Raw genomic sequence first — 21,908 nt, forward strand, 5'->3', positions numbered from 1 at the left:
TGATCGTGTGAAAACCGGCACGCGGCGCGTGCCGGCCAAAGTGTGCGGGGCGTGATTGTGCCTGTCGCGGGGCGGTCAGTTCAATGCAGCGTCGGCGGCACGCCGTCCGGCGCCGAATCGGCGAGCGGACGGACCGAACCCTCGACGATGCGCGCACCGAAGTCGCGCACGAGCTGCTGGACGAACGGATCGCCGTGAATCTCCTGCTCGGCCTCGCGCTGGCGCGCCGCGCGCGCGGCCGCATCGAGCGCCGCCGCGGTGCGCCGTGCAGGCCCGACCTCGACGGCCACCTCGACCGGCTTGCCGAGTGCGTCGGCCAGCGCCGCCTTCAGCTTCGCCACCTGGGCGGCGTCCGCGTACTGCGGCACCGGCACCGACAGCTTCAGGGTGGTCGCATCGACGGCCGTCAGTTCGCTGTTGAATGCGAGCTGGTACGCGACGCCCTTCAGCGGCAACCGCGCGGCCAGCGCCGGCCATTCGCCGTCGAAACCGACCGGATCCAGCGCGATCGCGGGCGGCAACGGGCGCGAGTCGACCGGTGCGGACGGACGCGCTTCCACCGGCTTCGGCGTCACGCGCACATCGTCGGGACCGCTGTCGAACACCGGCACGAAGCCGTCGTCGGGGCCGTCGAACATTTCGTCGGCGCTGAGCGGCACGTAGTCGTCGGGCGGAATGTCCTCCCACGGCGGCGAGGCCTGGCGCGAATCGGCAGCCTGCGGCGCACGGGCCGCAGCCCGCGGCGCCGGCACCTGTACCTGCACGGCGGGACGCGGTGCGGCCGGCTTCTCGACGACCGGCTGGGCCGCCGGTTTCGGCGCCGCGCCTGCGCGCCCGCGATCGGACGACACGCGCATCCCGGCATTGCGCAGCACGTCGAGCGCGGCAGCAGCGCCGCCTGCGCGCGCGGCCGGACGTGCAGCCGGCTCCGGCGGCGCAGCGCGCGGCACCGGTGCGGCCGGCGCCGCAGGTTCTTCGATTCGCTGCGCAACCGCAGCAGCAGCCGCGGGCGGCTCGGGTTCGTTGCGGGCAGGCCGCGGCATGTCGCCTGCCGGCGCTGCCTGCTGCGCGGCATCCGCTGCCGGCTGCGGCGTGTCGACGACGGGTGCGTCAGCCGGCATCGGCTCAGGCGCCTGAACGGCAGCCGGCTTCGCGGCCGGCGGGCTGGCTTCGCCGTCGGGCCGGGCAGGCGCCGAACGCACGGCAGGTGCGATCGGTGCGGCCGCCTGCGGACGCGCCGCCTCGACGGGCGCAGCCGCTACCGGCTTCGCCGCGGCGGCCGATGCCGATGCCGCGGCAGCGCGCGGCGCCGGCACGGCACGCGGCACGGACGGCTGACCGCCCGGCGCACTGCCGGCGGCAACGGCCGGCTCGAACGCGAGCATCCGCAGCAGCGTCATCGTGAAACCGGCGTACTCGTCCGGCGCGAGACCGAGTTCCGCGCGGCCGACCGTCGCGATCTGATAGAACAGCTGCACCTGTTCGGGGCTCAGCGTCTCCGCGAAGCGGCGCAGGTCGGCTGCTTCCGGCCACTCGTCGAGTACCGATCCCGGGGCGAACTGCGCCCACGCGATCCGGTGCAGCAGGCTGGCGAGATCCTGCAGCGCGGTCGAGAACGACAGGCTGCGCAGCGACATTTCGTCGGCGATCGCGAGGATTTCGGGGCCGCTGCCGGCCGCGAGCGCGTCGAGCAGGCGCACCATGTAAGTCTGGTCGAGCGCGCCGAGCATGCCCGACACGGCCGACTCGGTCACTTCGTTCGCCGAATAGGCGATCGCCTGGTCGGTGAGCGACAGCGCATCGCGCATGCTGCCCTGCGCCGCGCGCGCGAGCAGGCGCAGCGCCTGCGGCTCGAACGTGATCCGCTCTTCGCCAAGGATCCGCTCGAGATGCGACACGATGTGCCCGGCCGGCATCTGCTTCAGGTTGAACTGCAGGCAGCGCGACAGCACGGTGACGGGAATCTTCTGCGGATCGGTCGTCGCGAGGATGAACTTGACGTGCGGCGGCGGCTCTTCGAGCGTCTTCAGCATCGCGTTGAACGCGTGGTTCGTCAGCATGTGCACTTCGTCGATCATGTAGACCTTGAAGCGCGCATCGACGGGCGCGTACACCGCGCGCTCGAGCAGCGCGGCCATCTCGTCGACGCCGCGGTTGCTCGCGGCATCCATCTCGACGTAATCGACGAAACGGCCCTCGTCGATTTCGCGACAGGCGCGACACACGCCGCACGGCTGCGACGTGACGCCGGTTTCACAGTTGAGTGCCTTGGCGAAGATCCGCGACAGCGTCGTCTTGCCGACACCGCGGGTTCCGGTAAACAGATAGGCGTGATGGAGACGCCCGCCGTCGAGCGCGTGCGTGAGCGCCCTGACGACGTGCTCCTGGCCGACGAGCGAAGCGAAATCCTTCGGACGCCACTTGCGTGCGAGAACTTGATAGGTCATCGGGAAATTGTATCAGTAACGCCGCGTCGCGCCGACACGCGAAACGGTGCGGAGAGCGGGCAAGGTGCGGGTCGAACGGAGTGTGATGCAGAAATAAAAAACGCCCTACGAACGGGGCGAGAAGGAAGGTGACGAGCCCAACCCTCGGCACTGGCGGAAAACGATTGTGGCTGCTTCGTTCCCGACCTGACCAGGTTCACCGCCCCACCATGCGAGGAGGCCCGTCACGGCATATTCTATCACCGCTTCCGGATGAATGCGACCGTTTGTTCGCATCAATGCGCATATCGCCGGACAAACCGGCGCGCCGCCCGTTCGCACGACGCGCATGCGCGCCCGCCCCTTGTAATTTGCAGGCCGGCCTCCACCTGCATGGCACAACGGTCGAACGTCGCGTCGTACCCCTACTCGCGTAGCGGCTACTATCGCCGCCCGCAGCAGATAGCAATTTAGGCTAATATGACGCCCGAACGACCCGCGAGCCGCGCCACGCAGCGCTTACGCCCCTCCTTTCCGGAGCGGAGTGACCTGCCGCAGCGGCCGGCAGCCTACGGCGGCCGGTACGCCGCAACGCGCAAGCAGGCAGTCCCCGAACCGTAAGAGGTATTGACCCAATGAGCGAACAGATCAAACACATCAGCGACGCATCGTTCGAACAGGACGTCGTCAAATCCGACAAGCCCGTGCTCGTCGATTTCTGGGCCGAATGGTGCGGCCCGTGCAAGATGATTGCCCCGATCCTCGACGAAGTCGCAAAGGACTACGGCGACAAGCTGCAGATCGCGAAAATCAACGTCGACGACAACCAGGCCACGCCCGCGAAGTTCGGCGTGCGCGGCATTCCGACGCTGATCCTGTTCAAGAACGGCGCGGCCGCCGCGCAAAAGGTCGGCGCGCTGTCGAAGTCGCAGCTCACCGCATTCCTGGACAGCCACCTGTAATACCGGCAGTTCCACGGACGTGTTGTCAGCCGGCAACACGTCCGTCGTCGAGCCACCGATCGCTCGCTCAAGCGCGAATCGGCCTATGCTAGAATTAAAAAACGTCGACAAGACGCATTTAAGTCTCTGAGCGCTTCCGCTCGCCCTCCTCCCTTATTTTCTTTCGTCGCTTCTCCTCCCTGGCGGGTTCTCCGTATGCATTTATCCGAGCTCAAGTCTCTGCACGTCTCCGAACTGATCGAAATGGCCAATGGCCTGGAGATCGAAAACGCGAACCGCCTGCGCAAGCAGGAGTTGATGTTTGCCATCCTCAAGAAGCGCGCCAAGACGGGAGAGACGATCTTCGGCGACGGCACGCTCGAAGTGCTGCCGGACGGCTTCGGTTTCCTGCGTTCGCCGGAAATGTCGTACCTCGCGAGCACCGACGACATCTACATCAGCCCGTCGCAGATCCGCCGCTTCAACCTGCACACCGGCGACACCATCGAAGGTGAAGTCCGCACGCCGAAGGACGGCGAGCGCTACTTCGCGCTGGTGAAGGTCGACAAAGTCAACGGGCAGCCGCCCGAGGCCTCGAAACACAAGATCATGTTCGAGAACCTCACGCCGCTGCACCCGAACAAGCCGCTGTCGCTCGAACGCGAAATGCGCGGCGAAGAGAACGTCACGGGCCGCATCATCGACATGATCGCGCCGATCGGCAAGGGCCAGCGCGGCCTGCTCGTCGCGTCGCCGAAGTCGGGCAAGACCGTGATGCTCCAGCACATCGCACACGCGATCAAGCAGAACCACCCGGATGTCATCCTGTTCGTGCTGCTGATCGACGAACGCCCTGAAGAAGTGACCGAAATGCAGCGCTCGGTCGCCGGCGAAGTGATCGCCTCGACGTTCGACGAACCGGCCACGCGCCACGTCCAGGTCGCCGAAATGGTGATCGAAAAGGCCAAGCGCCTCGTCGAAATGAAGCACGACGTCGTGATCCTGCTCGACTCGATCACGCGTCTCGCGCGTGCGTACAACACCGTGATCCCCGCATCGGGCAAGGTGCTGACGGGCGGTGTCGACGCGAACGCACTGCAGCGTCCGAAGCGCTTCTTCGGCGCGGCGCGCAACATCGAGGAAGGCGGTTCGCTGACGATCATCGGCACCGCGCTGATCGAGACCGGCAGCCGCATGGACGACGTGATCTACGAAGAGTTCAAGGGCACCGGCAACATGGAAGTGCACCTGGAGCGACGTCTCGCGGAAAAGCGCGTCTACCCGTCGATCAACCTGAACAAGTCGGGCACGCGTCGCGAAGAAATGCTGATCAAGCCCGAGATCCTTCAGAAGATCTGGGTGCTGCGCAAGTTCATCCACGACATGGACGAAGTCGAGGCCATGGAATTCCTGCTCGACAAGATCCGCCAGACGAAGAGCAACTCCGAGTTCTTCGACCTGATGCGCCGCGGCGGCTGATCGCCTCCGCCCCGCAAGACGGCCGCCCGCGCAGCTTGCCCGGCGGCCGTTTTTCGGCCCTAACCTGAACGTGAACGTACAGGTTGATCTATAATCGCGTCATCGCCCCGACCGAGCGCTCCTCCCGATGCCGAACGACGCCTCCACCCCGCTGTTGACCGTGAGCGACGCCGCGGCGCGGCTCGGCGTCACGCCGCGCACGCTGAAGTATTACGAAGAGCGCGGCCTCGTCACGCCGTCACGCAGCGAGGGCCGCTACCGCCTCTACGACGAAGCCGACCTCGAGCGCTTCGCGCGTATCCTGCGGCTGCGCGCGCTCGGCTTCTCGCTGCACGGCATCACCGAAATGCTGAAGCGCCCGCTGGAAGAAACGGGCGACGGCCGGCGCCGCTATTCGGACGCGTCGCTGCGCGACATCCGCACCGGCCTCGCCGAGCAGATCGACACGCTCGACCGGCGGATCGCGGCCGTCCAGCGCGAACTGAAGGAAGCCGTCGCGCTGCGCAAGGAGCTGCAGCACGACATCGACTACGTCGAGCGGCGCCTCGCCGGCGAGAACGCCGATGCGCTGATCGCGCAGCGACAGGCCGAAGCCGGCACACGGCGCGCGCGCAAGGATCGCGAATGAACGCGGTGCCCGGCCGCCCGCCGCTGTGGAGCCGCGCGAACCTGCGCACCGACCTGTTCCCGTGGGCACTCGCACTCGTCACCGGCGTCGACTACTTCGACAACGCGGTCTTCTCGTTCTTCGCCAGCTATATCGCGGGCGGCATCAACGCGTCGCCCGACGAGCTCGTCTGGTCGTCGAGCGCCTATGCGGTCACGGCCGTGCTCGGCATCCTGCAGCAGCAATGGTGGGTCGACCGGCTCGGCCATCGCCGCTACGTCGCCGGCTGCATGCTGATGTTCTCGTTCGGCGCGATCGCGGCCGCGCTCGCCGATACGTCGCTGCAACTCGCGTTCGCGCGCGGCTTCCAGGGATATTTCATCGGGCCGATGATGGGTGCGTGCCGGATCCTGATCCAGATCAGCTTCAAGCCGCAGGAACGACCGCCCGCGACGCGCGCGTTCCTGATCATGATCCTGCTCGGCAGCGCGCTCGCGCCGATCGTCGGCGGGCTGCTCGTCGCCCATTCGACATGGCGCGCACTGTTCGCGTGCACGGCGCCGGCCGGCATCGCATTCGCGATCCTCGCGCTGCTCACGCTGCCCGACTCGGGCCGCACGCCCGACGATGCACGCGGCTCCGGCCACTTCTGGCCGTATGTCGTGTTCGCGCTCGCGCAAGGCGCGCTGCAGATCGTGCTGCAGCAGGTGCATTACCAGCTCTACAGCGGCTCGCCGATGCTGATCCTGCTGACGATCGCGGGGATCGGCGCGCTCGCGGGGTTCGCCTATCACCAGTGGCACCACCCGACACCGCTCGTGCGGCTGCATGCGTTTCGCGAGCGGACCTTCCAGGTCGGGCTGCTGCTCTACATGTTCTATTACTACGAGTCGACGGGCTTCAGTTACCTGACGTCGCGGTTTCTCGAAAGCGGGCTCGGCTATCCGGTCGAGAACGCCGGGCGCCTGGTGGGCACGATGTCGCTGATTTCGGCCACCGCGCTGTTCGCGTACCTGCGTTACGCGAAGCTCGTCACGCACAAGAAGTGGTTCGTCGCGCCGGGCTTCGCGATTGCCGTCACGGCGGCGCTGTGGATGACGCGCATGACGCCGCAGGTCGGCGAAGCCGCGCTGATCGTCCCGCTGCTGCTGCGCGGGCTGCTGCTGCTCTTCATCGTGCTGCCGGTCGCCAACCTGACGTTCCGGATCTTCGCGATCGACGAATACACGCACGGCTACCGGCTGAAGAACATCGTGCGGCAACTGACGATTTCGTTCGCCACGTCGTCGGTGATCATCGTCGAGCAGCATCGCGTGGCCGTGCACCAGACGCGGCTCGTCGAGCGCGCGAACGTGTTTGATCCGCTGTTCCAGCAGACCGTCGACGCGCTGACGCGCAGCTACGCCGCGGCCGGTCACGCGCTGAACGATGCGCACGCCCTCGCGATCGCGTCGATCGCGCGGATGGTCGCGCAACAGGCGTCGTTCCTCGCGTCGCTCGACGGCTTTTACTTCCTGGCGGGCGTCGCGCTCGTCGGCGGCGTCTTCGCAGCATGGCAAAAAGAGATCGATTGAGTTAAAAGACAGGCTTTGGATCATCGTCCGCCGTCTCCATGCTCTCGAAACTCACCCGCTGGCTCGACGACCGCCGCCGCGACCGCGCGCTGCGCAGCCACCCGATCTCCGACGCGCTGTGGCAGGACACCGTCGAGCGCCTGCCGTTCCTCGCGGCGCTCGCGCCCGACGCGCTCGGCCGGCTGCGCGAGCTGACGAGCCTGTTCGTCGCGAAGAAGTCGTTCTCGACCGCGCACGGGCTCGAACTGACCGACGAGATGATCGTCGCGATCGCCGCGCAGGCCTGCCTCCCCGTGCTGAATCTCGACCTGTCGCTGTACGACGGCTGGGTCGGCGTCGTCGTGTACCCGGGCGAATTCGTGATCCGCAAGACCGTGCAGGACGAGGACGGCGTCGTCCACGAAGTCGAGCAGGACGCGAGCGGCGAGGCCTGGGAAGGCGGCCCGGTGATCCTGTCGTGGGAAGACGCGCAGATGACCGACGGCCGGGACGCGTACAACGTCGTGATCCACGAATTCGCGCACAAGATCGACATGGTCAACGGCGCCGCCGACGGCTATCCGCCCCTGTTTCGCCGCTGGCACGCGCCGCACCTCGACGCGCAGGCGTGGGCCGACGTTTTCGAACATGCGTACGACCAGTTCTGTGCACGCGTCGACGCGGTGCCGGACCGTGCGTGGGCGCGCTTCGAGCGCGATTCGCTGATCGATCCGTATGCGGCCGACCACCCGTCGGAATTCTTCGCGGTGTGCAGCGAGGCGCTGTTCGTCCGGCCGAAAGCGTTCGAGTCCGAATTTCCGGAGCTGTATCGGCTGCTCGCGCACTATTACCGGCAGGATCCGGCCGGTACCGGCGCGCTCGACGCATCATGAAAATTATTCGTCAACCATCTGATTTTCTGGCATAATCGCCGTTTTTCGACCTTAGGCAAGTGGCTCGCGCCGGGCTTGGCGTCCTCCGGTATTGCGCAATGTGCGCAGGCCGGCACGGCAAGCGGCGGGTTGGCTACCGCTCTCACCAAGGAAAGACCATGAAAGAAGGCATCCACCCGAACTACCGCGAAGTCGTCTTCCAAGACATGTCGAACGGCTTCAAGTTCATCACGCGCTCGACGATCCAGACGCGCGAAAACATCGAACTCGACGGCAAGACCTACCCGCTCGCCAAGATCGAAGTGTCGTCGGAATCGCACTCGTTCTACACGGGTCAGCAAAAGATCATGGACACGGCCGGCCGTGTCGAGAAGTTCAAGAACAAGTTCGGCGTCCGCGCCAACGGCAAGGCGAAGTAAGCTTCGCACCGCATCCGGTGGCTGCAACGCACCGGTATCGCACAAAAGGGCAGCCCAGGCTGCCCTTTTTTGTCTCTGCTCGCCCGGAAACGGCCGGCCGGCGTCCGGGCATCGACCTGACGCGCCAGCGCCGGCGCGTCTACAATGCCGGATGCTCGAAACCGGCTCGTCCGCGCGCGACCGCGCCGGACGCCCGCCCATAACAAAACGCTCATCTGCATGAAGCCTGTCGTCCGTCTCACCGCCTCCGCCACGCGTGCGCTACCGCGCTGGCTGCTGCTCACGCTCTGCCTCGTCTACGCGGCGTTCGGCCTGTTCGGCCGCGACCCGTGGAAGAACGAGGACGCGGCGGGCTTCGGCGTGATGTGGACGATGGCCAAGGGCGGCTGGCACGACTGGCTGCTGCCGAATCTGGTCGGCAAGTTCATCACGACCGACGGGCCGCTCGGCTACTGGCTCGGCGCGCTGTCGATCCGCGGCCTCGGCCCGTGGGTCGATGCCAGCAACGCGTCGCGTGTCGATACGGGCGTGCTGTTCTGCGTCGCGTGCGCATTCGTCTGGTACGCGGCCTACCTGCTCGGCCGGCGCGCCGAGGTCCAGCCGTTCAAATACGCGTTCGGCGGCGAACCGGAGCCGCGCGACTACGGCCGCACGCTCGCCGACGGCGCGCTGCTGGTGCTGGTCGCGTGCTTCGGTCTCGCGGAACGCGGCCATGAAACGACGCCGCAGCTCGCGCAGTTCGCGTGGATCGCGATGCTCGTGTACGGGATCGTGCGCGGCATCGACAAGCCGCTGCAGGGCGCGCTGTGGTGGGGCCTCGCGATCGGCCTCGTCGGGCTGTCCGGCAATCCCGTGCTGGTCGTCGCGCTGCTCGCCGGCACGGCCGCGCTGTGGCTCGTCACGCCCGAGATGCGCAACCTGCGCCTGCCGCTGATCGGCGTGCCGCTCGCGGCCGCGATCTTCGCGCTGTGGCCGATCGCCGCCTTCGTCGCGGCACCCGACGACGCCGCGTGGTTCTTCAACCAGTGGATCCACGGCAGCCTGATGCGCTTTTCGGGCCCGCCGACGGCCGTGCTCGGCTATGCAGCAAAGAACCTGCCGCTGTTCACGTGGCCCGCGTGGCCGCTCGCGATCTGGGCCTGGTGGAGCTGGGCCGGCATGCGCCGGCGCGCGCACATCGCGATTCCGCTGTCGGTTGCCGTGCCGCTCGTCGCACTCGTGATCCTGCAGAGCCAGCAGTCGAACCGCATGTACATGCTGCTGATGCCGCCGCTCGCGGTGCTCGCGACGTTCGCGCTGCCGACCCTCAAGCGCGGCGCGATCAACGCGATCGACTGGTTCGCGGTGCTGAGCTTCACGATCCTCGGCACCTTCGTGTGGCTCGTCTGGCTCGCGTCGCTCACCGGCTTCCCGCATCCGCTCGCACGCAACCTCGCGCGCCTCGTGCCCGGCTACGAGCCGCATTTCAAGATCCTGTCGTTCATCTGCGCGGTGATCGTCACGGTGTGCTGGTGCTTTCTCGTGCGCTGGCGCATCTCGCGACAGCCGAAGGTGTTGTGGCGCAGCGTCGTGCTGTCCGGCGCCGGCACCACGCTGATGTGGGTGCTGCTGATGACGCTGTGGCTGCCGATCGTCAACTACGGCCGGACCTATCGCGATGTCGCGCAACAGATCGCCGTACACCTGCCGTCCGACTACGAGTGCATCTCGCCCGTGCGGCTCGGCGATGCGCAGATCGCGACCTTCGCGTACTTCGGCAACATGCACTTCGATTTCTCCGGCGACTGCGACGTGATCCTGCGCCAGGACCGCGCCGACTTCGGCGAGCCGAGCGCGATGTCGCAATACGTGTGGCGTCTCGTGTGGGAAGGCCGCCGCGTCGCCGACCGTGACGAACGCTTCCGCCTGTACGAGCGCATCGAACGGCCGAAGACGCCCGTCAAGAAGCGCCCGCCGCGCCGCCAGGCGGCCGACTGACGATGTTCGGCGACATCCGCCGGATCGTCGGTCTCGCGTGGCCGGTGCTCGTCGGCCAGCTGGCGATCATCGCATTCGGCGTGATCGACACCGCGATGGTCGGCCGCTACTCGGCCGTCGATCTCGCCGCGCTGGGGCTCGGCTCGTCGATCTACGTATCGATCTATATCGGCCTGACGGGCATCCTCTCCGCGCTGCAGCCGATCACCGGGCAGCTGTACGGCGCGCGGCGCTATGCCGAAATCGGCGAGGAAGTCCGCCAGGCGCTGTGGCTCGCGCTGCTGCTCGCGATTCCCGGCTTCCTGCTGCTGCACTTTCCCGAGCCGCTGCTGCGCGTCGCGCACGCGCCCGCCGCGCTGCACGACCGCACCGTCGACTACCTGCGCATCCTGTCGTACGGGCTGCCCGCGAGCCTCGTCTTCCGCATCTACAACGCGCTGACCAACGCAGCCGGCAAGCCGCGGCTCGCGATGATCCTGCAGATCGGCGCGCTGCTGCTCAAGTTTCCGCTCAACGTGTGGTTCATCTTCGGCGGGTTCGGCGCACCGGCCCTCGGCGGTCCGGGCTGCGGGCTCGCCAGCACGCTGATCAACTGGGCGCTCGCGCTGATCGGCTACACGCTGCTCGCGAAGCTCGACGTGTTCGCGCCGCTCGCGATCTTCTCGCGCTTCTGCTGGCCTGTCTGGGAACGCCAGAAGGCAATCCTGAAACTCGGCGTGCCGATGGGCCTGTCGTACCTGATCGAGGTGACGTCGTACACGTGCATGGCGCTGTTCATCGCGCAGTTCGGCACGACGTCGCTCGCCGGTCACCAGATCGCCGGCAACATCGGCGCGGTGCTGTACATGACGCCGCTGTCGATCGGCGTGGCGGCATCGACGCTGGTCGCGCGCGCGCTCGGCGCCGGACGTCCGGAAGAAGCGCGGCTGCTCGGCCGGCACAGCGTGATGTTCGCGTGCGGCGTGGCCGCCGCCTATGGCGTGCTCGTGTTCGCGCTGCGCCCGCTGATCATCGGCGGCTATACGCCGAACCCGGACGTCGCCGCGGCCGCGATGCCGCTCGTCGCGATCGTCGCGTGCTACCACTGCTTCGACGCGCTGCAGGTCACGTCGGCGTTCGTTCTGCGCGCGTACAAGGTGGCCGTCGTGCCGACCGTGATCTATGCCGTCGCGCTGTGGGGCGTCGGCCTCAGCGGCGGCTACGTGCTCGGCTTCGACGTCGGCGGCATCGCCCCCGCATGGCTGACGGGCGCGCGCGGCTTCTGGTTCGCGAACACGGTCAGCCTGATGCTCGCGGGCGCCGGGCTCGTGCTGTACCTGCGCCGCGTGAGCCGCGCGCACGCCTCCGCCGCCTCCGCCACCACCTGACGCACGGCCCGCTACGCGTCCTCCAGCACGTCGGCCGCGTGGTACGACGACCGCACGAGCGGGCCGGCGACGACTTCCCTGAAGCCGAGTTCGAGTGCCTCGCCGCGCCACGCGGCGAACGCCTCCGGGCTCACGTGGCGCCGCACCGGCAGATGGTGTTCCGACGGCGCGAGGTACTGGCCGAGCGTCAGCACGTCGACGTCGTGCGCGCGCAGGTCGCGCAGCGTATCGCGCAGTTCGTCGTCGCACTCACCGAGCCCGAGCATCAACCCCGATTTCGTCACCAGCCCCGGCCGTGCCTGCTTCGCCCGCGCGAGCAATTCAAGCGAACCGCGATAGTCGGCGCCCGGCCGCGCCGCGCGATACAGCGACGGCACAGTCTCGATGTTGTGGTTGAACACGTCCGGCCACGCCGCCGACAGCGCATCGAGCGCACGCGTCACGCGGCCGCGGAAGTCCGGCGTCAGGACTTCGACGCCGATGCCGGGCACGCTCGCGCGCACCGCCGCGATGCACGCGGCGAAATGCGCGGCGCCGCCGTCGCGCAGGTCGTCGCGATCGACCGACGTGATCACGACGTAGCGCAACCCGAGCGCCGCGGCCGCGCCGGCCAGCCGCGCGGGCTCGTCGGGATCGAGCGGATCGGGGCGGCCATGCGCGACATCGCAGAACGGGCAGCGCCGCGTGCACAGCCCGCCCATGATCATGAAGGTCGCGGTGCGCTGCGCGAAGCATTCGCCGATGTTCGGACACATCGCCTCCTCGCAGACGGAATGCAGCCGATGCTCGCGCAGCACGGCGGCCATGTCGGCCACCGCCGCGCTCATCATCGGCCGCGCGCGCAGCCACGGCGGCTTCGGCAGCGCCGCGCCGGCCGCGGGCTCGACGCGCACCGGAATGCGCGCGAGCTTGTCGCGGCTGCGCGCGCCCGGCTGGCCGAGCGCCGTGAGGCTGGGTCGTTCGAGCGCGGCGGCCATCGTCAGTCTCCGAGAAACGCGACGATCAGGCGGTTCACGTCGGCGGCCGCTTCCATCTGCACCATGTGCCCGCTGCCGGCGATCACCTCGGCCTGTACGCCGTCGGGCAAGCCCTGCGCATGCCGCGCGGGGATCACCTGGTCGTGCTCGCCCCAGATCACGAGCGTGCGCGGCGCGAGCGTAGCGAGCCGGTCGCGGAACACGCGCCGCTGTGCCGCCCCGTCGAACGCGGCGTTCGCGATCTTCTCCAGCGCGGCCTGCACGCCCTCGAGCCGCTTGTACTTGACGAGATCCTCGACGAGCTGCCGCGTCACCAGCGCGTTGTCCGCGAACAGCGCGCCGAGGTGCGGCTTCAGCGTGTTGCGGCTGTTGCCGGCGACGAAACCGTCGATGTACGCACGGTTGATGTCGGTGCCGAGCCCCGCGCTCGCGATCAGCGTCAGCGACGCGACGCGTTGCGGTGCGCGCTCGGCCGCGGCCATCGCAACCGCGCCGCCCATCGAATGGCCGATCAGGTGCGCGCGCTCGATGTGCTGCGCGTCAAGCAACGCGAGCACCGCATCGGCGAGTTCGTCGAGGCTGCCCGTATCGACCGCCTTGCCCGATTCGCCGTGACCAGGCAGGTCGAGCGCCCACACCGGCCGGTGCGCGGCGAGGTCCGCGTGATTGAACAGCCAGTTGTTCAGGTCGCCGCCGAAGCCGTGGATCAGCACGGCCGGTGTGCCCGTGCCGTCGCCGAGCTTCAGGAAGCGCACCGTGCGGCCGCCGATCTGCGCCTTCTCGGGCTGCGGGCCCGCCGCTTCGTCGGATGCGGCGGCCGGTACGAAATCCCGCTGGAAATCGGCGATTGCCGCATCGATGTCGGCCTCGCTCGCCTCGGCTGCCGCGACGACGCCGAGCAGCGCGCCGACCGGCAGCGTCTCGCCCTCCTGCGCGACCTGCCGGCGCAGCGTGCCGTCGAACGCGCATTCGACGCCCGACGAAATCTTGTCGGTCTCGACGTCGAGCACTTCGTCACCCTTCGTCACGCGTTCGCCGATCGCCTTCAGCCAGCCGTTGACCTGCCCCTGCTCCATCGACAGCCCCCACTTGGGCATCGTGATCATGTGAATCGACATCGTGTCAGCTCCTCGTCTTCAGGGCCGCCTGTGCAATCGCATCGGCGGTCGGGATGTACAGGTCTTCCAGCACGCTCGCGAACGGCGCGGGCGTATGCGGCGCGGTCACGAGCTCGATCGGCGCCTTGAGCGACCGGAACGCGCGCTGCGCGACGAGCGCGGCGATGTCGGTCGCGATCGAGCAGCGCGGGTTCGCTTCGTCGACGACCACCACGCGCCCGGTGCGCTCCGCGCTTTCGAGAATCGTTTCCTCGTCGAGCGGCGACGTCGTGCGCAGGTCGATCACGTCGCACTGGATGCCGTCCTTCGCTAGCTTCGCGGCCGCGTCCGTCGCGAGATGCACCATCCGGCCGTACGTGACGATCGTCACGTCGTCACCGTCGCGCACGACGTTCGCCTCGCCGAACGGAATGGCATAGGATTCCTCCGGCACGTCGCCTTCACGCGTATAGAGCAGCTTGTGCTCGAGGAAGATCACGGGATCGTTGTCGCGGATCGCCTGGATCAGCAGCCCCTTTGCGTCGTACGGCGTCGCCGGGCACACGACCTTCAGCCCCGGAATGTGCGTGAACAGCGACGTGAGCATCTGCGAGTGCTGCGCGGCCGCGCGCAAGCCGGCGCCGTACATCGCGCGGATCACGACAGGCGTCACGGCCTTGCCGCCGAACATGTAGCGGAATTTCGCGGCCTGGTTGAAGATCTGGTCGAAGCACACGCCCATGAAATCGATGAACATCAGCTCCGCGACGGGCCGCATCCCGCATGCGGCAGCTCCTACCGCCGCGCCGATGTAGCCGCCCTCGGACAGCGGCGTATCAAGCACGCGGCCCGGAAACTTGTGGAACAGCCCCTTCGTCACGCCGAGCACGCCGCCCCATGCGTCGTCCTCGCCCGGCGCGCCCGCGCCGCCCGCGTTGTCCTCGCCCATCACGATCACGCTGTCGTCGCGCGCCATTTCCTGCGCGAGCGCTTCGTTGATCGCCTGCGAATAAGTGATCTTCCTTGCCATGTCTGTCTCCTGGAATGTTCGGTTCGCCGTGCCGGTTGCGGTGTCAGGCCGCACTCACGGATACGACACGTAGACGTCGGTCAGCAGGTCGGCGGCATCCGGCAACGGCGCCGCTTTCGCCTGCGCCACCGCGTCGTCGATCAGCGCCTTCACCTGTGCGTCGACCGCGCGCAGGTCGTCGGTCGTCAGCGCTTCGGCGCGCACGACGCGCGTTTCGAAATGCTTCAGGCAGTCCTTCTCGTCGCGCAGCTTCTGCACCTCGCCCGGTGCGCGGTAGGTTTGCGCATCGCCTTCGAAGTGACCGAAATAGCGCGTGAACTTCACCTCGACGAGCGTCGGGCCGCCGCCGTTGCGCGCGCGCTCCACGGCTTCGCCGAGCGCTTCGTGCACCGCGAAGAAGTCGAAGCCGTCGACGATCACGCCCGGCATCCCGAACCCGTTCGCGCGATCCGCGATGTTGTCGGTCGCGACCGACCAGCTCGACGACGTCGCTTCCGCATAGCCGTTGTTTTCGGCGACGAAGATCGCGGGCAGCCGCCACACCGACGCGAGGTTCATCGATTCGAAGATCACGCCCTGGTTCGACGCGCCGTCGCCGAAGAAGCACACGCCGACGCCGCCCGTCTTCTTGTGTTTCGCCGCGAGCGCCGCGCCGCATACGAGCGGGCCGCCCGCGCCGACGATCCCGTTCGCGCCGAGCATCCCCATCGACAGGTCGGCGATGTGCATCGAGCCGCCCTTGCCGTGGCAGACGCCCGTCTTCTTGCCGTAGATCTCGGCCATCATCCCGTGCACGTCGACGCCCTTGGCGATGCAATGGCCGTGGCCGCGGTGCGTGGTGGCCACGTAGTCGTCGAGGCCGAGGTGCAGGATCGTGCCGACGGCGGACGCCTCCTCGCCCGCGTACAGGTGAACGAAGCCGGGTATCTCGCCGGTCGCGAATTCGACGTGCAGGCGTTCCTCGAATTCGCGGATCGTGCGCATCAGCCGATAGGCGTCCAGCAGCTTGTCCCTGCTGAGCTGTGTCGAAGCGGTCATGTGTGTCTCCTGGGTAGGTCTGACTGCGAATGCCGCCGCGGCGCTGCCGTGGCGACGGATTGCACGGCCTGTGGCCGTCAGTGGAACGTGAAGCCGCCGTCGACGTTCACGGCCTGGCCCGTGACGATGGCAACCTGTCCCTCGAGCGGGGCTGTCATGGCGATATCTCCTTGATGATCGTTATGGATATCGAAATGGGTCGCGTGAAACCGGCTGCTCAGTCGTACCGCGCGCCGGCGTCGCGCAGCAGTTGCCGCGAAGACGCGTAGCGCAGCGTGCGGCCGACGTCGACCGTCAGCGGCCCGCGCCAGTCGAGCGAGATCTCGTAGCGATCGCCGCGCGCGACCTCGATCTCGCGTTCGCCGTCGAACGCAAGCGTGCCGCGCTCGAATGGAATCACCTGCCACGTGTCCGGTTCGAGCCGCTCGCAACTGCGCATCACGACGCGGTCGATGCGCCCTGGCGCGATCGGTGCGGCGAGCGGCGTGCCGCCCGCCTTGCCGGCTTCCGCGAAGCGCATCGCGAGCCCGTGCGGCGCGCTGCGTTCGAGCGGCGCCCACGCACCGCCGAGCGCCGACAGGCCGATGCCGTCCGGTTCGGCAAACGTCAGGTAGAGCGAATCGATGTCGTCGGAACCGGAGATCGCACGCGCGCCGATGAAGCGCTGCCGCGCGGCGCACACGTCGACGAGCGCGATTTCCTCGCGCCCCGGCTGCGCGCCCGCCACGCAGCGCACGACGAGCCGCTTGTTGCGCACGAACGCGACTTCGGCCGGCACGGCGCCGGTCGCGGCGAGCCCGGCCGCGACGCCGGCGACGGTCGCCTCGCGATGTTCGGGAAACGCGTTGTTGGTGCCGGTGGACAGCGCGACGAGCGGCGTCGCGCCGCAATGCGCGGCCACCGCGCGATGGGTGCCGTCGCCGCCGAGCACGACGATCAGCGCGACTTCCATCCGGTGCAGGTAGGCGGCGCCGGCTTGCGTGTCGGCGACGCTATCGGTGATCGGCAGGTCGACGAATTCGACCTCGGGCCAGCGTTCGTGCGGCGCGACCGCGCGATGCGTGTCGATCGCGCGCAGCAGCAGCGTCGCAATGCCCGTGCGGTCGCGCAGCGTCAGCACGCGCTCGACGCCCATCGCACCGAGGCCGGCCAGCAGGCGCACGATCATGTTCGCCTTCTCGGCCGTCGGAAACACGGATGCATGCGTCGTAAGGCGGCGAATGTCGCGCCCCGATGCGGGGTTCGCGATCACGCCGACGGTAACGGGCGTCGTCACGGGTTCGTCTCCATCCAGTGGGCCGGCATGTCGGCCCTGCCTGTTGCGTCCGCTGCCATCGACGGGCGGCGGATCGTCGTCGCCGACGCGACCGCATCGGCTTGTCCGTGATCTCTGCAAGCGGCGTGCCATCGTCACTGCGATAACCGTGGAACCCGCGTGCACACTGGCGCGGCGGACAGGCGCACGTTCCGGATTCGCGACCGTGACGGCGCAGCGCATCGCGAAGCGGCCCGGGCGTCTCACGAAGTCGATGCAAGGAATCGATCGCCCCGGCATCCGCGCATGCGCGCCGCCGTGCCCGCAAACCCCGCACGCGTGCGGCTCGGCGCCTGCGCCGGCCAGCCGGACGACCACCGCGCGCCACGCATGCGGATGTCTCAATCGCGCGAGACGCGGCGAGACCCCGGTGAGACGAACGTCTCACGCCCGCCGCGTGCTGCGATGCAATGTGATCCGCCGAACCGGATGTGCTACAAGGACAGCGATATCCCCGCCGTACGGAACCGGAGCCGACCATGCCCTATGCCGTCCCCCAGGCCCAGCACGCCGACCGTGTACTCGGCGCGCTCGCCGGGCGCCTGCCCGCGCCGGCCGACTCCGAGCGCCTCGTGTCGTCTTGGCAACGCTCGCTGGAGCGCTATCGTCTCGACCCGGCTTCGTCGATCGGCCCGCGTGTGCTGACCGCGGCCGAGCTGCGTGAAGTGCGCGACAAGGAAGAGGCCTTCCTGCGCGCGTCGGGCCAGTGCCTGACGCGGCTGCACGACATGATCCGCGTCGCCGACTACTGCGTGATGCTGACCGACGCGCACGGCGTGACGATCGACTACCGGATCGACCGCGAGCGCCGCAACGATTTCCGTCATGCGGGGCTGCACATCGGCTCGTGCTGGTCGGAAAGCGAGGAAGGAACGTGCGGCGTCGCGAGCGTGCTGACCGATCTCGCACCGATCACCGTGCACAAGACCGATCACTTTCGCGCGGCGTTCACGACGCTCACCTGCAGCGCGGCGCCGATCTTCTCGCCGGGCGGCGAACTGATCGGCGTGCTCGACGCGTCGGCCGTGCATTCGCCCGACGGCCGCGACAGCCAGCGGCTCGTCTACCAGCTCGTGCGGCAAAGCGCGGCGCTGATCGAGGACGGCTACTTCGTTCACAGCACCGCACAGTACTGGATCCTGTTCGGGCATCCGAACCGTCACTACGTCGAAGCGCAACCCGAATGGCTGATCGCGTTCGACGAATGCGGCAATATCGTCGCCGCGAACCGGCAGGCGCGCGATGCGCTGCCGGCGCTGCGCGAGCCGCGCCATATCGACGAGATCTTCGATGCGACCGAGATGCCGCTGCGCGATGCCGCGCGGCTCGATACGATCGTCGCGCTGCGGCTGCGCGCGACCGGCGCGCCGCTTTATGCGCGATTGCGGGCGCCGCTACGGCGCGCCGGCCGCGAGCCCGGCACGGTATCGCGCCGCGCGGGCACCGCGCCACGCCACGTCGGCGCGCTGACGCCGTTCCTGCACAGCAGCGACGCGCATATCGCGCAGCAGGCCGAGCTCGCGCTGCGCGTCGCGAGCAAGCGGCTGCCGATTCTCGTGCTCGGCGAAACCGGCGCGGGCAAGGAAGTGTTCGCGCGCGCGATCCACGATGCCGGTGCGCGGCGCGCGCGACCGTTCGTCGCCGTCAACTGCGGCGCGCTGCCGGATGCGCTGATCGAGAGCGAACTGTTCGGCTATGCGGCCGGCGCGTTCACCGGCGCGCGCAAGCACGGTGCACGCGGCAAGATCGCGCTCGCCGACGGCGGCACGCTGTTTCTCGATGAAATCGGCGACATGCCGCTCGCGCTGCAGACGCGCCTGCTGCGCGTGCTCGCCGACGGCGAGGTCGTGCCGCTCGGCAGCGACACGCCCGTGCGCGTCGATCTCGACGTGATCTGCGCGACACACCGCGATCTCGCGCGGATGGTAGCCGACGGGACGTTCCGCGAAGACCTGTACTACCGGCTGAGCGGCGCGACGTTCGAACTGCCGCCGCTGCGTGAACGCGCGGACGTGCGCGACGTGATTGCCGCCGTGTTCGCCGAGGAAGCGCAGGCGACCGGCCACGTGCTCACGCTCGATCCGACGCTCGCCGAGCAGCTCGCCGCGTACGCGTGGCCCGGCAACGTGCGGCAACTTCGCAACGTGCTGCGCTACGCGTGCGCGGTGTGCGACGCCGCGCGCGTGACGCGGCACGACCTGCCGGCCGACCTCGTCGCGCAACTCGGCGCCGATGCGGCCGGCGCGCTGCCCGACGACGAGCGCGGCCGCATCGTCGCGGCGCTCACCGCGCACCGCTGGCGGCCTGACGCGGCCGCCAAGGCGCTCGGCATGTCGCGTGCGACGCTGTACCGGCGTATCGCGAAGCACCGGATCGTCGCACCGCACCGCGCGTGACGCACGGGCACGACCACGGTCATGCGGCCTGCCCGGCCGCTTCGACCGCCTTTCCGTCATGTCCATCTTCGCCGGCCGCTTCGTCACGCCGCGTGAACACTTCGTGCGCGGCGAACAGCGCGTTGAGCGCGGCGGGCATCCCCGCATACACGGCCATCTGCATGAACACCTCGACGATCTCGTCGCGCGTGCAGCCGACGTTCAGCGCGGCCTCGATATGCACCTTCAGTTGCGGCTGCGCGTTGCCGAGCGCGGCCAGCGCGGCGATCGTCGCGATTTCGCGCGCCTTCAGGTCGAGTTGCGGCCGGCTGTAGATGTCGCCGAAGCTGAATTCGACCAGCAGCCGCCCGAAGTCCGGTGCGATCGGCGCGAGCGCCGCGATCACGCGTTCGCCCACTTCGCCGTCGATTTCCTTCAGTTTGTTCCAGCCGCGCGTGTAGCGATCCTCAACGAGTCGTTCCATGGTGTCCGTCCTGTTCCGATAAAGCGTGAGAAGAATTTGCCCGTCGTTCCGCTTCGCGCCCCTGCGCCTCGTAGTACGCGATCTTGTCGCCGATCGCGTCGAGGCTCGCCTGCAGCTCCGCGAGATGCGCGCGCACCGCGTCGCGATGCGCGACCAGCAAGTCGCGCCGCGCGCCGAACGTCGACTCGCCCTGCTCGCGCAGCACCGCGAATGCCTGCATCTGCGCGATCGGCATGCCGGTCGCCTTCAGGCGCATCACGAAGGCCAGCCAGTCCAGGTCGGCCGGTGCATAGAGCCGGTGCCCGGCCGCCGTGCGCGAAATCGCGCGCAGCAGGCCGGCCTGCTCGTAGTACCGCAGCGTGTGCGTGGACACGCCCGTCAATTCGGCGACTTGCCCGATCGTCAGCGGACCGGCGGCGGAGGGTTGGGATGCGGTTTTCGACATGGCAGGAACAAGGTTAGGAGTTAGAGTTCACTCTAAGTCAAGCGTTATCGAACGGCCAGCGCAACGACGATCCGCGTGCGCCCTGCGACACCGTAAAGAATGGTCAAAACCGGCGCCCGGCACGGGTTTCGGCCTTTACAGCATCGCAAGCCTTCAGCAAGATTCGGTCAGCCTGTCTTAAAAAGGGCACGCATTTGTCCTATGCTTAACGGCGACGGCCGGCCCGATCTCGCGCCGCCGTCCGTTGCAACAGCCATTCATCCGTCAGAACCAGGGAGCCTTTGCCATGCTGAAAAAGCTGCTGATGCTGTTCGTCGCGCTGTCGCTGTCGCTCGCCGCCGGCCTTGCCGCGGCTGTCGAAGTCAACTCGGCTGACCAGGCCGCGCTCGAATCCGTGAAGGGTCTCGGCCCCGTGAAGTCGAAGGCGATCATCGACGAACGCACCAAGAACGGCCCGTTCAAGGATGCCGACGATCTCGCGAACCGCGTGAAGGGCCTCGGCACGAAATCGGTCGGGCACCTGGAGGAAAACGGCCTGACGATCGGCGGCTCGTCGACGCCGCCGAAGGGCGTGAAACTGTCGAAGCCGGCCGCAACCGCACCGGCCACGACGACTGCCGGCACCGCGTCGACGTCCACGACCGCGACGGCCGGCACGACGACTGCAGCGCCGGCCCCGGCGGCAAGCGCACCGGATGCGGCGGCGAAACCGGCCAAGGCGAAGCGCGCGTCGAAGAAGGAAAAGGCAGCGGCCGCAGCGGCGGCATCCGCCGACGCGGGTGCGAGCGCACCGGCCGCCGCGTCGTCCGCGAAGGCGACAAAGGGTTCGAAGAAGAAGAGCAAGAAGGACAAGGCAGCCTCCGCCGCCGCGGCGTCGGGCGCCTGATGTGCGCCGCGCGCGCGACGGCGTGCGCGCGGTATTCGTTCAACGGGCGCCGTCGTCACGGCGCCCTTTTCAGTGAAGGTGAAGAACCATGGGTCTCCTCGACATCGTCGGCGGTCTGATCGGCGGCCAGGCCGGCGGCAACTCGCAAAGCGCGCTCATCACGACCGCGCTCGAATTCATCAACAACCAGCCGGGCGGCCTGAACGGCCTGATCGAGAAGTTCAAGGCAGGCGGCGCCGGCGACATCATCGGCTCGTGGGTCGGCAACGGCGAAAACCAGCCGATCTCGGGCGAGACGCTGCAGAACGTGCTCGGTTCGGACGTGGTCGGCTCGCTCGCGAGCAAGGTCGGTATCGATCCGTCGCAAGCCTCGTCGATTCTCGCGCAGGTGCTGCCGCACGTCGTCAACGGCGCGACGCCGAACGGCGAAGTGCCGGCCGGCGGCCAGGTCGACACGTCGAACGTGCTCGGCACGCTCACGCAGCTTGCCGGCATGTTCGGCGGCAACAAGCAGGGCTAAGCATTCCAGCCGGCGCGGCAGCCCGTTGTGCCGCTCCATAAGCAAACACCCCGCTTCAGGCGGGGTGTTTGTTTTTGCT

General features: G+C 68.2%; 19 protein-coding genes and 1 other RNA gene. 11 read left to right on the forward strand and 9 right to left on the reverse strand.

Going from position 1 to position 21,908, the window contains the following annotated elements; genetic code table 11:
- Positions 1-80: 80 nt before the first annotated feature.
- Entirely contained in the window at positions 81-2,447 is a 2,367-nt protein-coding gene (locus AC5LXX_RS09360; protein ID WP_493409303.1) for a DNA polymerase III subunit gamma/tau, read from the reverse strand.
- A gap of 127 nt (positions 2,448-2,574) precedes the next feature.
- Positions 2,575-2,673, reverse strand: an RNA gene (gene ffs, locus AC5LXX_RS09365) — signal recognition particle sRNA small type.
- 388 nt (positions 2,674-3,061) lie between these two features.
- On the opposite strand from ffs, the gene trxA reads away from it, so the two are divergent.
- From trxA to AC5LXX_RS09405, 8 genes are all read left to right on the forward strand, one after another.
- Entirely contained in the window at positions 3,062-3,388 is a 327-nt protein-coding gene (gene trxA / locus AC5LXX_RS09370; RefSeq protein ID WP_006402348.1) for a thioredoxin TrxA, read from the forward strand.
- Positions 3,389-3,583: 195 nt separating this feature from the next.
- Positions 3,584-4,846, forward strand: coding sequence for a transcription termination factor Rho (gene rho, locus AC5LXX_RS09375; RefSeq protein WP_006478662.1), 1,263 nt, complete (start codon positions 3,584-3,586; stop codon positions 4,844-4,846).
- A 127-nt stretch (positions 4,847-4,973) separates the two neighbouring features.
- Positions 4,974-5,474, forward strand: coding sequence for a MerR family transcriptional regulator (locus AC5LXX_RS09380; protein ID WP_493409304.1), 501 nt, complete (start codon positions 4,974-4,976; stop codon positions 5,472-5,474).
- On the forward strand, positions 5,471-7,027 hold the full coding sequence (locus AC5LXX_RS09385; protein ID WP_493409305.1) for an MFS transporter: 1,557 nt from the start codon (positions 5,471-5,473) through the stop codon (positions 7,025-7,027). Before AC5LXX_RS09380 ends, AC5LXX_RS09385 begins: the two co-directional genes overlap by 4 nt.
- A gap of 38 nt (positions 7,028-7,065) precedes the next feature.
- The gene (locus tag AC5LXX_RS09390) at positions 7,066-7,899 is read left to right on the forward strand and encodes a M90 family metallopeptidase (RefSeq protein ID WP_493409306.1); all 834 of its coding nucleotides are present in this window, start codon (positions 7,066-7,068) and stop codon (positions 7,897-7,899) included.
- 158 nt (positions 7,900-8,057) lie between these two features.
- Positions 8,058-8,318 carry a type B 50S ribosomal protein L31 gene (locus tag AC5LXX_RS09395; RefSeq protein WP_059233999.1) on the forward strand — a complete coding sequence of 87 codons (261 nt, stop codon included), beginning with the start codon at positions 8,058-8,060 and terminating at the stop codon, positions 8,316-8,318.
- A 144-nt stretch (positions 8,319-8,462) separates the two neighbouring features.
- Complete coding sequence (locus tag AC5LXX_RS09400; protein ID WP_124450277.1) at positions 8,463-10,295, forward strand: ArnT family glycosyltransferase; 1,833 nt, start codon at positions 8,463-8,465, stop codon at positions 10,293-10,295.
- 2 nt (positions 10,296-10,297) lie between these two features.
- A complete protein-coding gene (locus AC5LXX_RS09405) occupies positions 10,298-11,662 on the forward strand; it encodes an MATE family efflux transporter (RefSeq protein WP_493409307.1) in 1,365 nt (454 codons plus the stop codon).
- An 11-nt stretch (positions 11,663-11,673) separates the two neighbouring features.
- Here AC5LXX_RS09405 and lipA read toward each other — a convergent pair whose 3' ends face one another.
- The 5 genes from lipA to AC5LXX_RS09430 all read right to left on the reverse strand — a co-directional run bounded on the left by lipA (position 11,674) and on the right by AC5LXX_RS09430 (position 17,080).
- Entirely contained in the window at positions 11,674-12,639 is a 966-nt protein-coding gene (gene lipA, locus AC5LXX_RS09410) for a lipoyl synthase (protein WP_493409308.1), read from the reverse strand.
- A gap of 2 nt (positions 12,640-12,641) precedes the next feature.
- On the reverse strand, positions 12,642-13,757 hold the full coding sequence (locus AC5LXX_RS09415; RefSeq protein ID WP_493409309.1) for an acetoin dehydrogenase dihydrolipoyllysine-residue acetyltransferase subunit: 1,116 nt from the start codon (positions 13,755-13,757) through the stop codon (positions 12,642-12,644).
- A 4-nt stretch (positions 13,758-13,761) separates the two neighbouring features.
- Positions 13,762-14,766, reverse strand: a complete 1,005-nt coding sequence (locus tag AC5LXX_RS09420; protein ID WP_493409310.1) for an alpha-ketoacid dehydrogenase subunit beta — start codon at positions 14,764-14,766, stop codon at positions 13,762-13,764.
- Between the two features lie 54 nt (positions 14,767-14,820).
- Positions 14,821-15,804 carry a thiamine pyrophosphate-dependent dehydrogenase E1 component subunit alpha gene (locus AC5LXX_RS09425; protein ID WP_493409311.1) on the reverse strand — a complete coding sequence of 328 codons (984 nt, stop codon included), beginning with the start codon at positions 15,802-15,804 and terminating at the stop codon, positions 14,821-14,823.
- Between the two features lie 217 nt (positions 15,805-16,021).
- A complete protein-coding gene (locus AC5LXX_RS09430) occupies positions 16,022-17,080 on the reverse strand; it encodes an ATP-NAD kinase family protein (protein WP_493409312.1) in 1,059 nt (352 codons plus the stop codon).
- 518 nt (positions 17,081-17,598) lie between these two features.
- Here AC5LXX_RS09430 and AC5LXX_RS09435 point away from each other — a divergent pair.
- Complete coding sequence (locus AC5LXX_RS09435; protein WP_493409313.1) at positions 17,599-19,515, forward strand: sigma-54-dependent Fis family transcriptional regulator; 1,917 nt, start codon at positions 17,599-17,601, stop codon at positions 19,513-19,515.
- A 19-nt stretch (positions 19,516-19,534) separates the two neighbouring features.
- Here AC5LXX_RS09435 and AC5LXX_RS09440 read toward each other — a convergent pair whose 3' ends face one another.
- Both AC5LXX_RS09440 and AC5LXX_RS09445 read right to left on the reverse strand, forming a co-directional pair.
- Positions 19,535-19,978 (reverse strand): carboxymuconolactone decarboxylase family protein, encoded by a 444-nt coding sequence (locus AC5LXX_RS09440; protein WP_493409314.1) that lies wholly within the window; start codon positions 19,976-19,978, stop codon positions 19,535-19,537.
- A complete protein-coding gene (locus tag AC5LXX_RS09445; protein ID WP_493409315.1) occupies positions 19,962-20,423 on the reverse strand; it encodes a MerR family transcriptional regulator in 462 nt (153 codons plus the stop codon). Before AC5LXX_RS09445 ends, AC5LXX_RS09440 begins: the two co-directional genes overlap by 17 nt.
- 286 nt (positions 20,424-20,709) lie before the next feature.
- Between AC5LXX_RS09445 and AC5LXX_RS09450 the strand changes: the two genes are divergently transcribed.
- Both AC5LXX_RS09450 and AC5LXX_RS09455 read left to right on the forward strand, forming a co-directional pair.
- Positions 20,710-21,309: a ComEA family DNA-binding protein gene (locus AC5LXX_RS09450; protein ID WP_124450297.1), complete on the forward strand. Its 600-nt coding sequence runs from the start codon at positions 20,710-20,712 to the stop codon at positions 21,307-21,309.
- 88 nt (positions 21,310-21,397) lie between these two features.
- Positions 21,398-21,829: a YidB family protein gene (locus AC5LXX_RS09455; protein WP_124450299.1), complete on the forward strand. Its 432-nt coding sequence runs from the start codon at positions 21,398-21,400 to the stop codon at positions 21,827-21,829.
- The last annotated feature ends 79 nt before the right edge of the window (positions 21,830-21,908 follow it).

The sequence above is a fragment of the Burkholderia torrens genome, assembly GCF_984668525.1.

Excerpts from the sequence above, each read along its gene's own strand:
- AC5LXX_RS09445 (WP_493409315.1), bottom strand. The coding sequence starts at position 20,423 with ATGTCGAAAACCGCATCCCAACCCTCCGCCGCCGGTCCGCTGACGATC.
- AC5LXX_RS09435 (WP_493409313.1), top strand. The coding sequence starts at position 17,599 with ATGCCCTATGCCGTCCCCCAGGCCCAGCACGCCGACCGTGTACTCGGC.
- AC5LXX_RS09390 (WP_493409306.1), top strand. The coding sequence starts at position 7,066 with ATGCTCTCGAAACTCACCCGCTGGCTCGACGACCGCCGCCGCGACCGC.
- AC5LXX_RS09380 (WP_493409304.1), top strand. The coding sequence starts at position 4,974 with ATGCCGAACGACGCCTCCACCCCGCTGTTGACCGTGAGCGACGCCGCG.
- AC5LXX_RS09425 (WP_493409311.1), bottom strand. The coding sequence starts at position 15,804 with ATGACCGCTTCGACACAGCTCAGCAGGGACAAGCTGCTGGACGCCTAT.
- rho (WP_006478662.1), top strand. The coding sequence starts at position 3,584 with ATGCATTTATCCGAGCTCAAGTCTCTGCACGTCTCCGAACTGATCGAA.
- AC5LXX_RS09395 (WP_059233999.1), top strand. The coding sequence starts at position 8,058 with ATGAAAGAAGGCATCCACCCGAACTACCGCGAAGTCGTCTTCCAAGAC.
- AC5LXX_RS09360 (WP_493409303.1), bottom strand. The coding sequence starts at position 2,447 with ATGACCTATCAAGTTCTCGCACGCAAGTGGCGTCCGAAGGATTTCGCT.
- AC5LXX_RS09450 (WP_124450297.1), top strand. The coding sequence starts at position 20,710 with ATGCTGAAAAAGCTGCTGATGCTGTTCGTCGCGCTGTCGCTGTCGCTC.
- AC5LXX_RS09420 (WP_493409310.1), bottom strand. The coding sequence starts at position 14,766 with ATGGCAAGGAAGATCACTTATTCGCAGGCGATCAACGAAGCGCTCGCG.
- AC5LXX_RS09415 (WP_493409309.1), bottom strand. The coding sequence starts at position 13,757 with ATGTCGATTCACATGATCACGATGCCCAAGTGGGGGCTGTCGATGGAG.
- AC5LXX_RS09385 (WP_493409305.1), top strand. The coding sequence starts at position 5,471 with ATGAACGCGGTGCCCGGCCGCCCGCCGCTGTGGAGCCGCGCGAACCTG.
- AC5LXX_RS09400 (WP_124450277.1), top strand. The coding sequence starts at position 8,463 with ATGCCGGATGCTCGAAACCGGCTCGTCCGCGCGCGACCGCGCCGGACG.
- lipA (WP_493409308.1), bottom strand. The coding sequence starts at position 12,639 with ATGGCCGCCGCGCTCGAACGACCCAGCCTCACGGCGCTCGGCCAGCCG.
- AC5LXX_RS09455 (WP_124450299.1), top strand. The coding sequence starts at position 21,398 with ATGGGTCTCCTCGACATCGTCGGCGGTCTGATCGGCGGCCAGGCCGGC.
- AC5LXX_RS09405 (WP_493409307.1), top strand. The coding sequence starts at position 10,298 with ATGTTCGGCGACATCCGCCGGATCGTCGGTCTCGCGTGGCCGGTGCTC.
- AC5LXX_RS09440 (WP_493409314.1), bottom strand. The coding sequence starts at position 19,978 with ATGGAACGACTCGTTGAGGATCGCTACACGCGCGGCTGGAACAAACTG.
- trxA (WP_006402348.1), top strand. The coding sequence starts at position 3,062 with ATGAGCGAACAGATCAAACACATCAGCGACGCATCGTTCGAACAGGAC.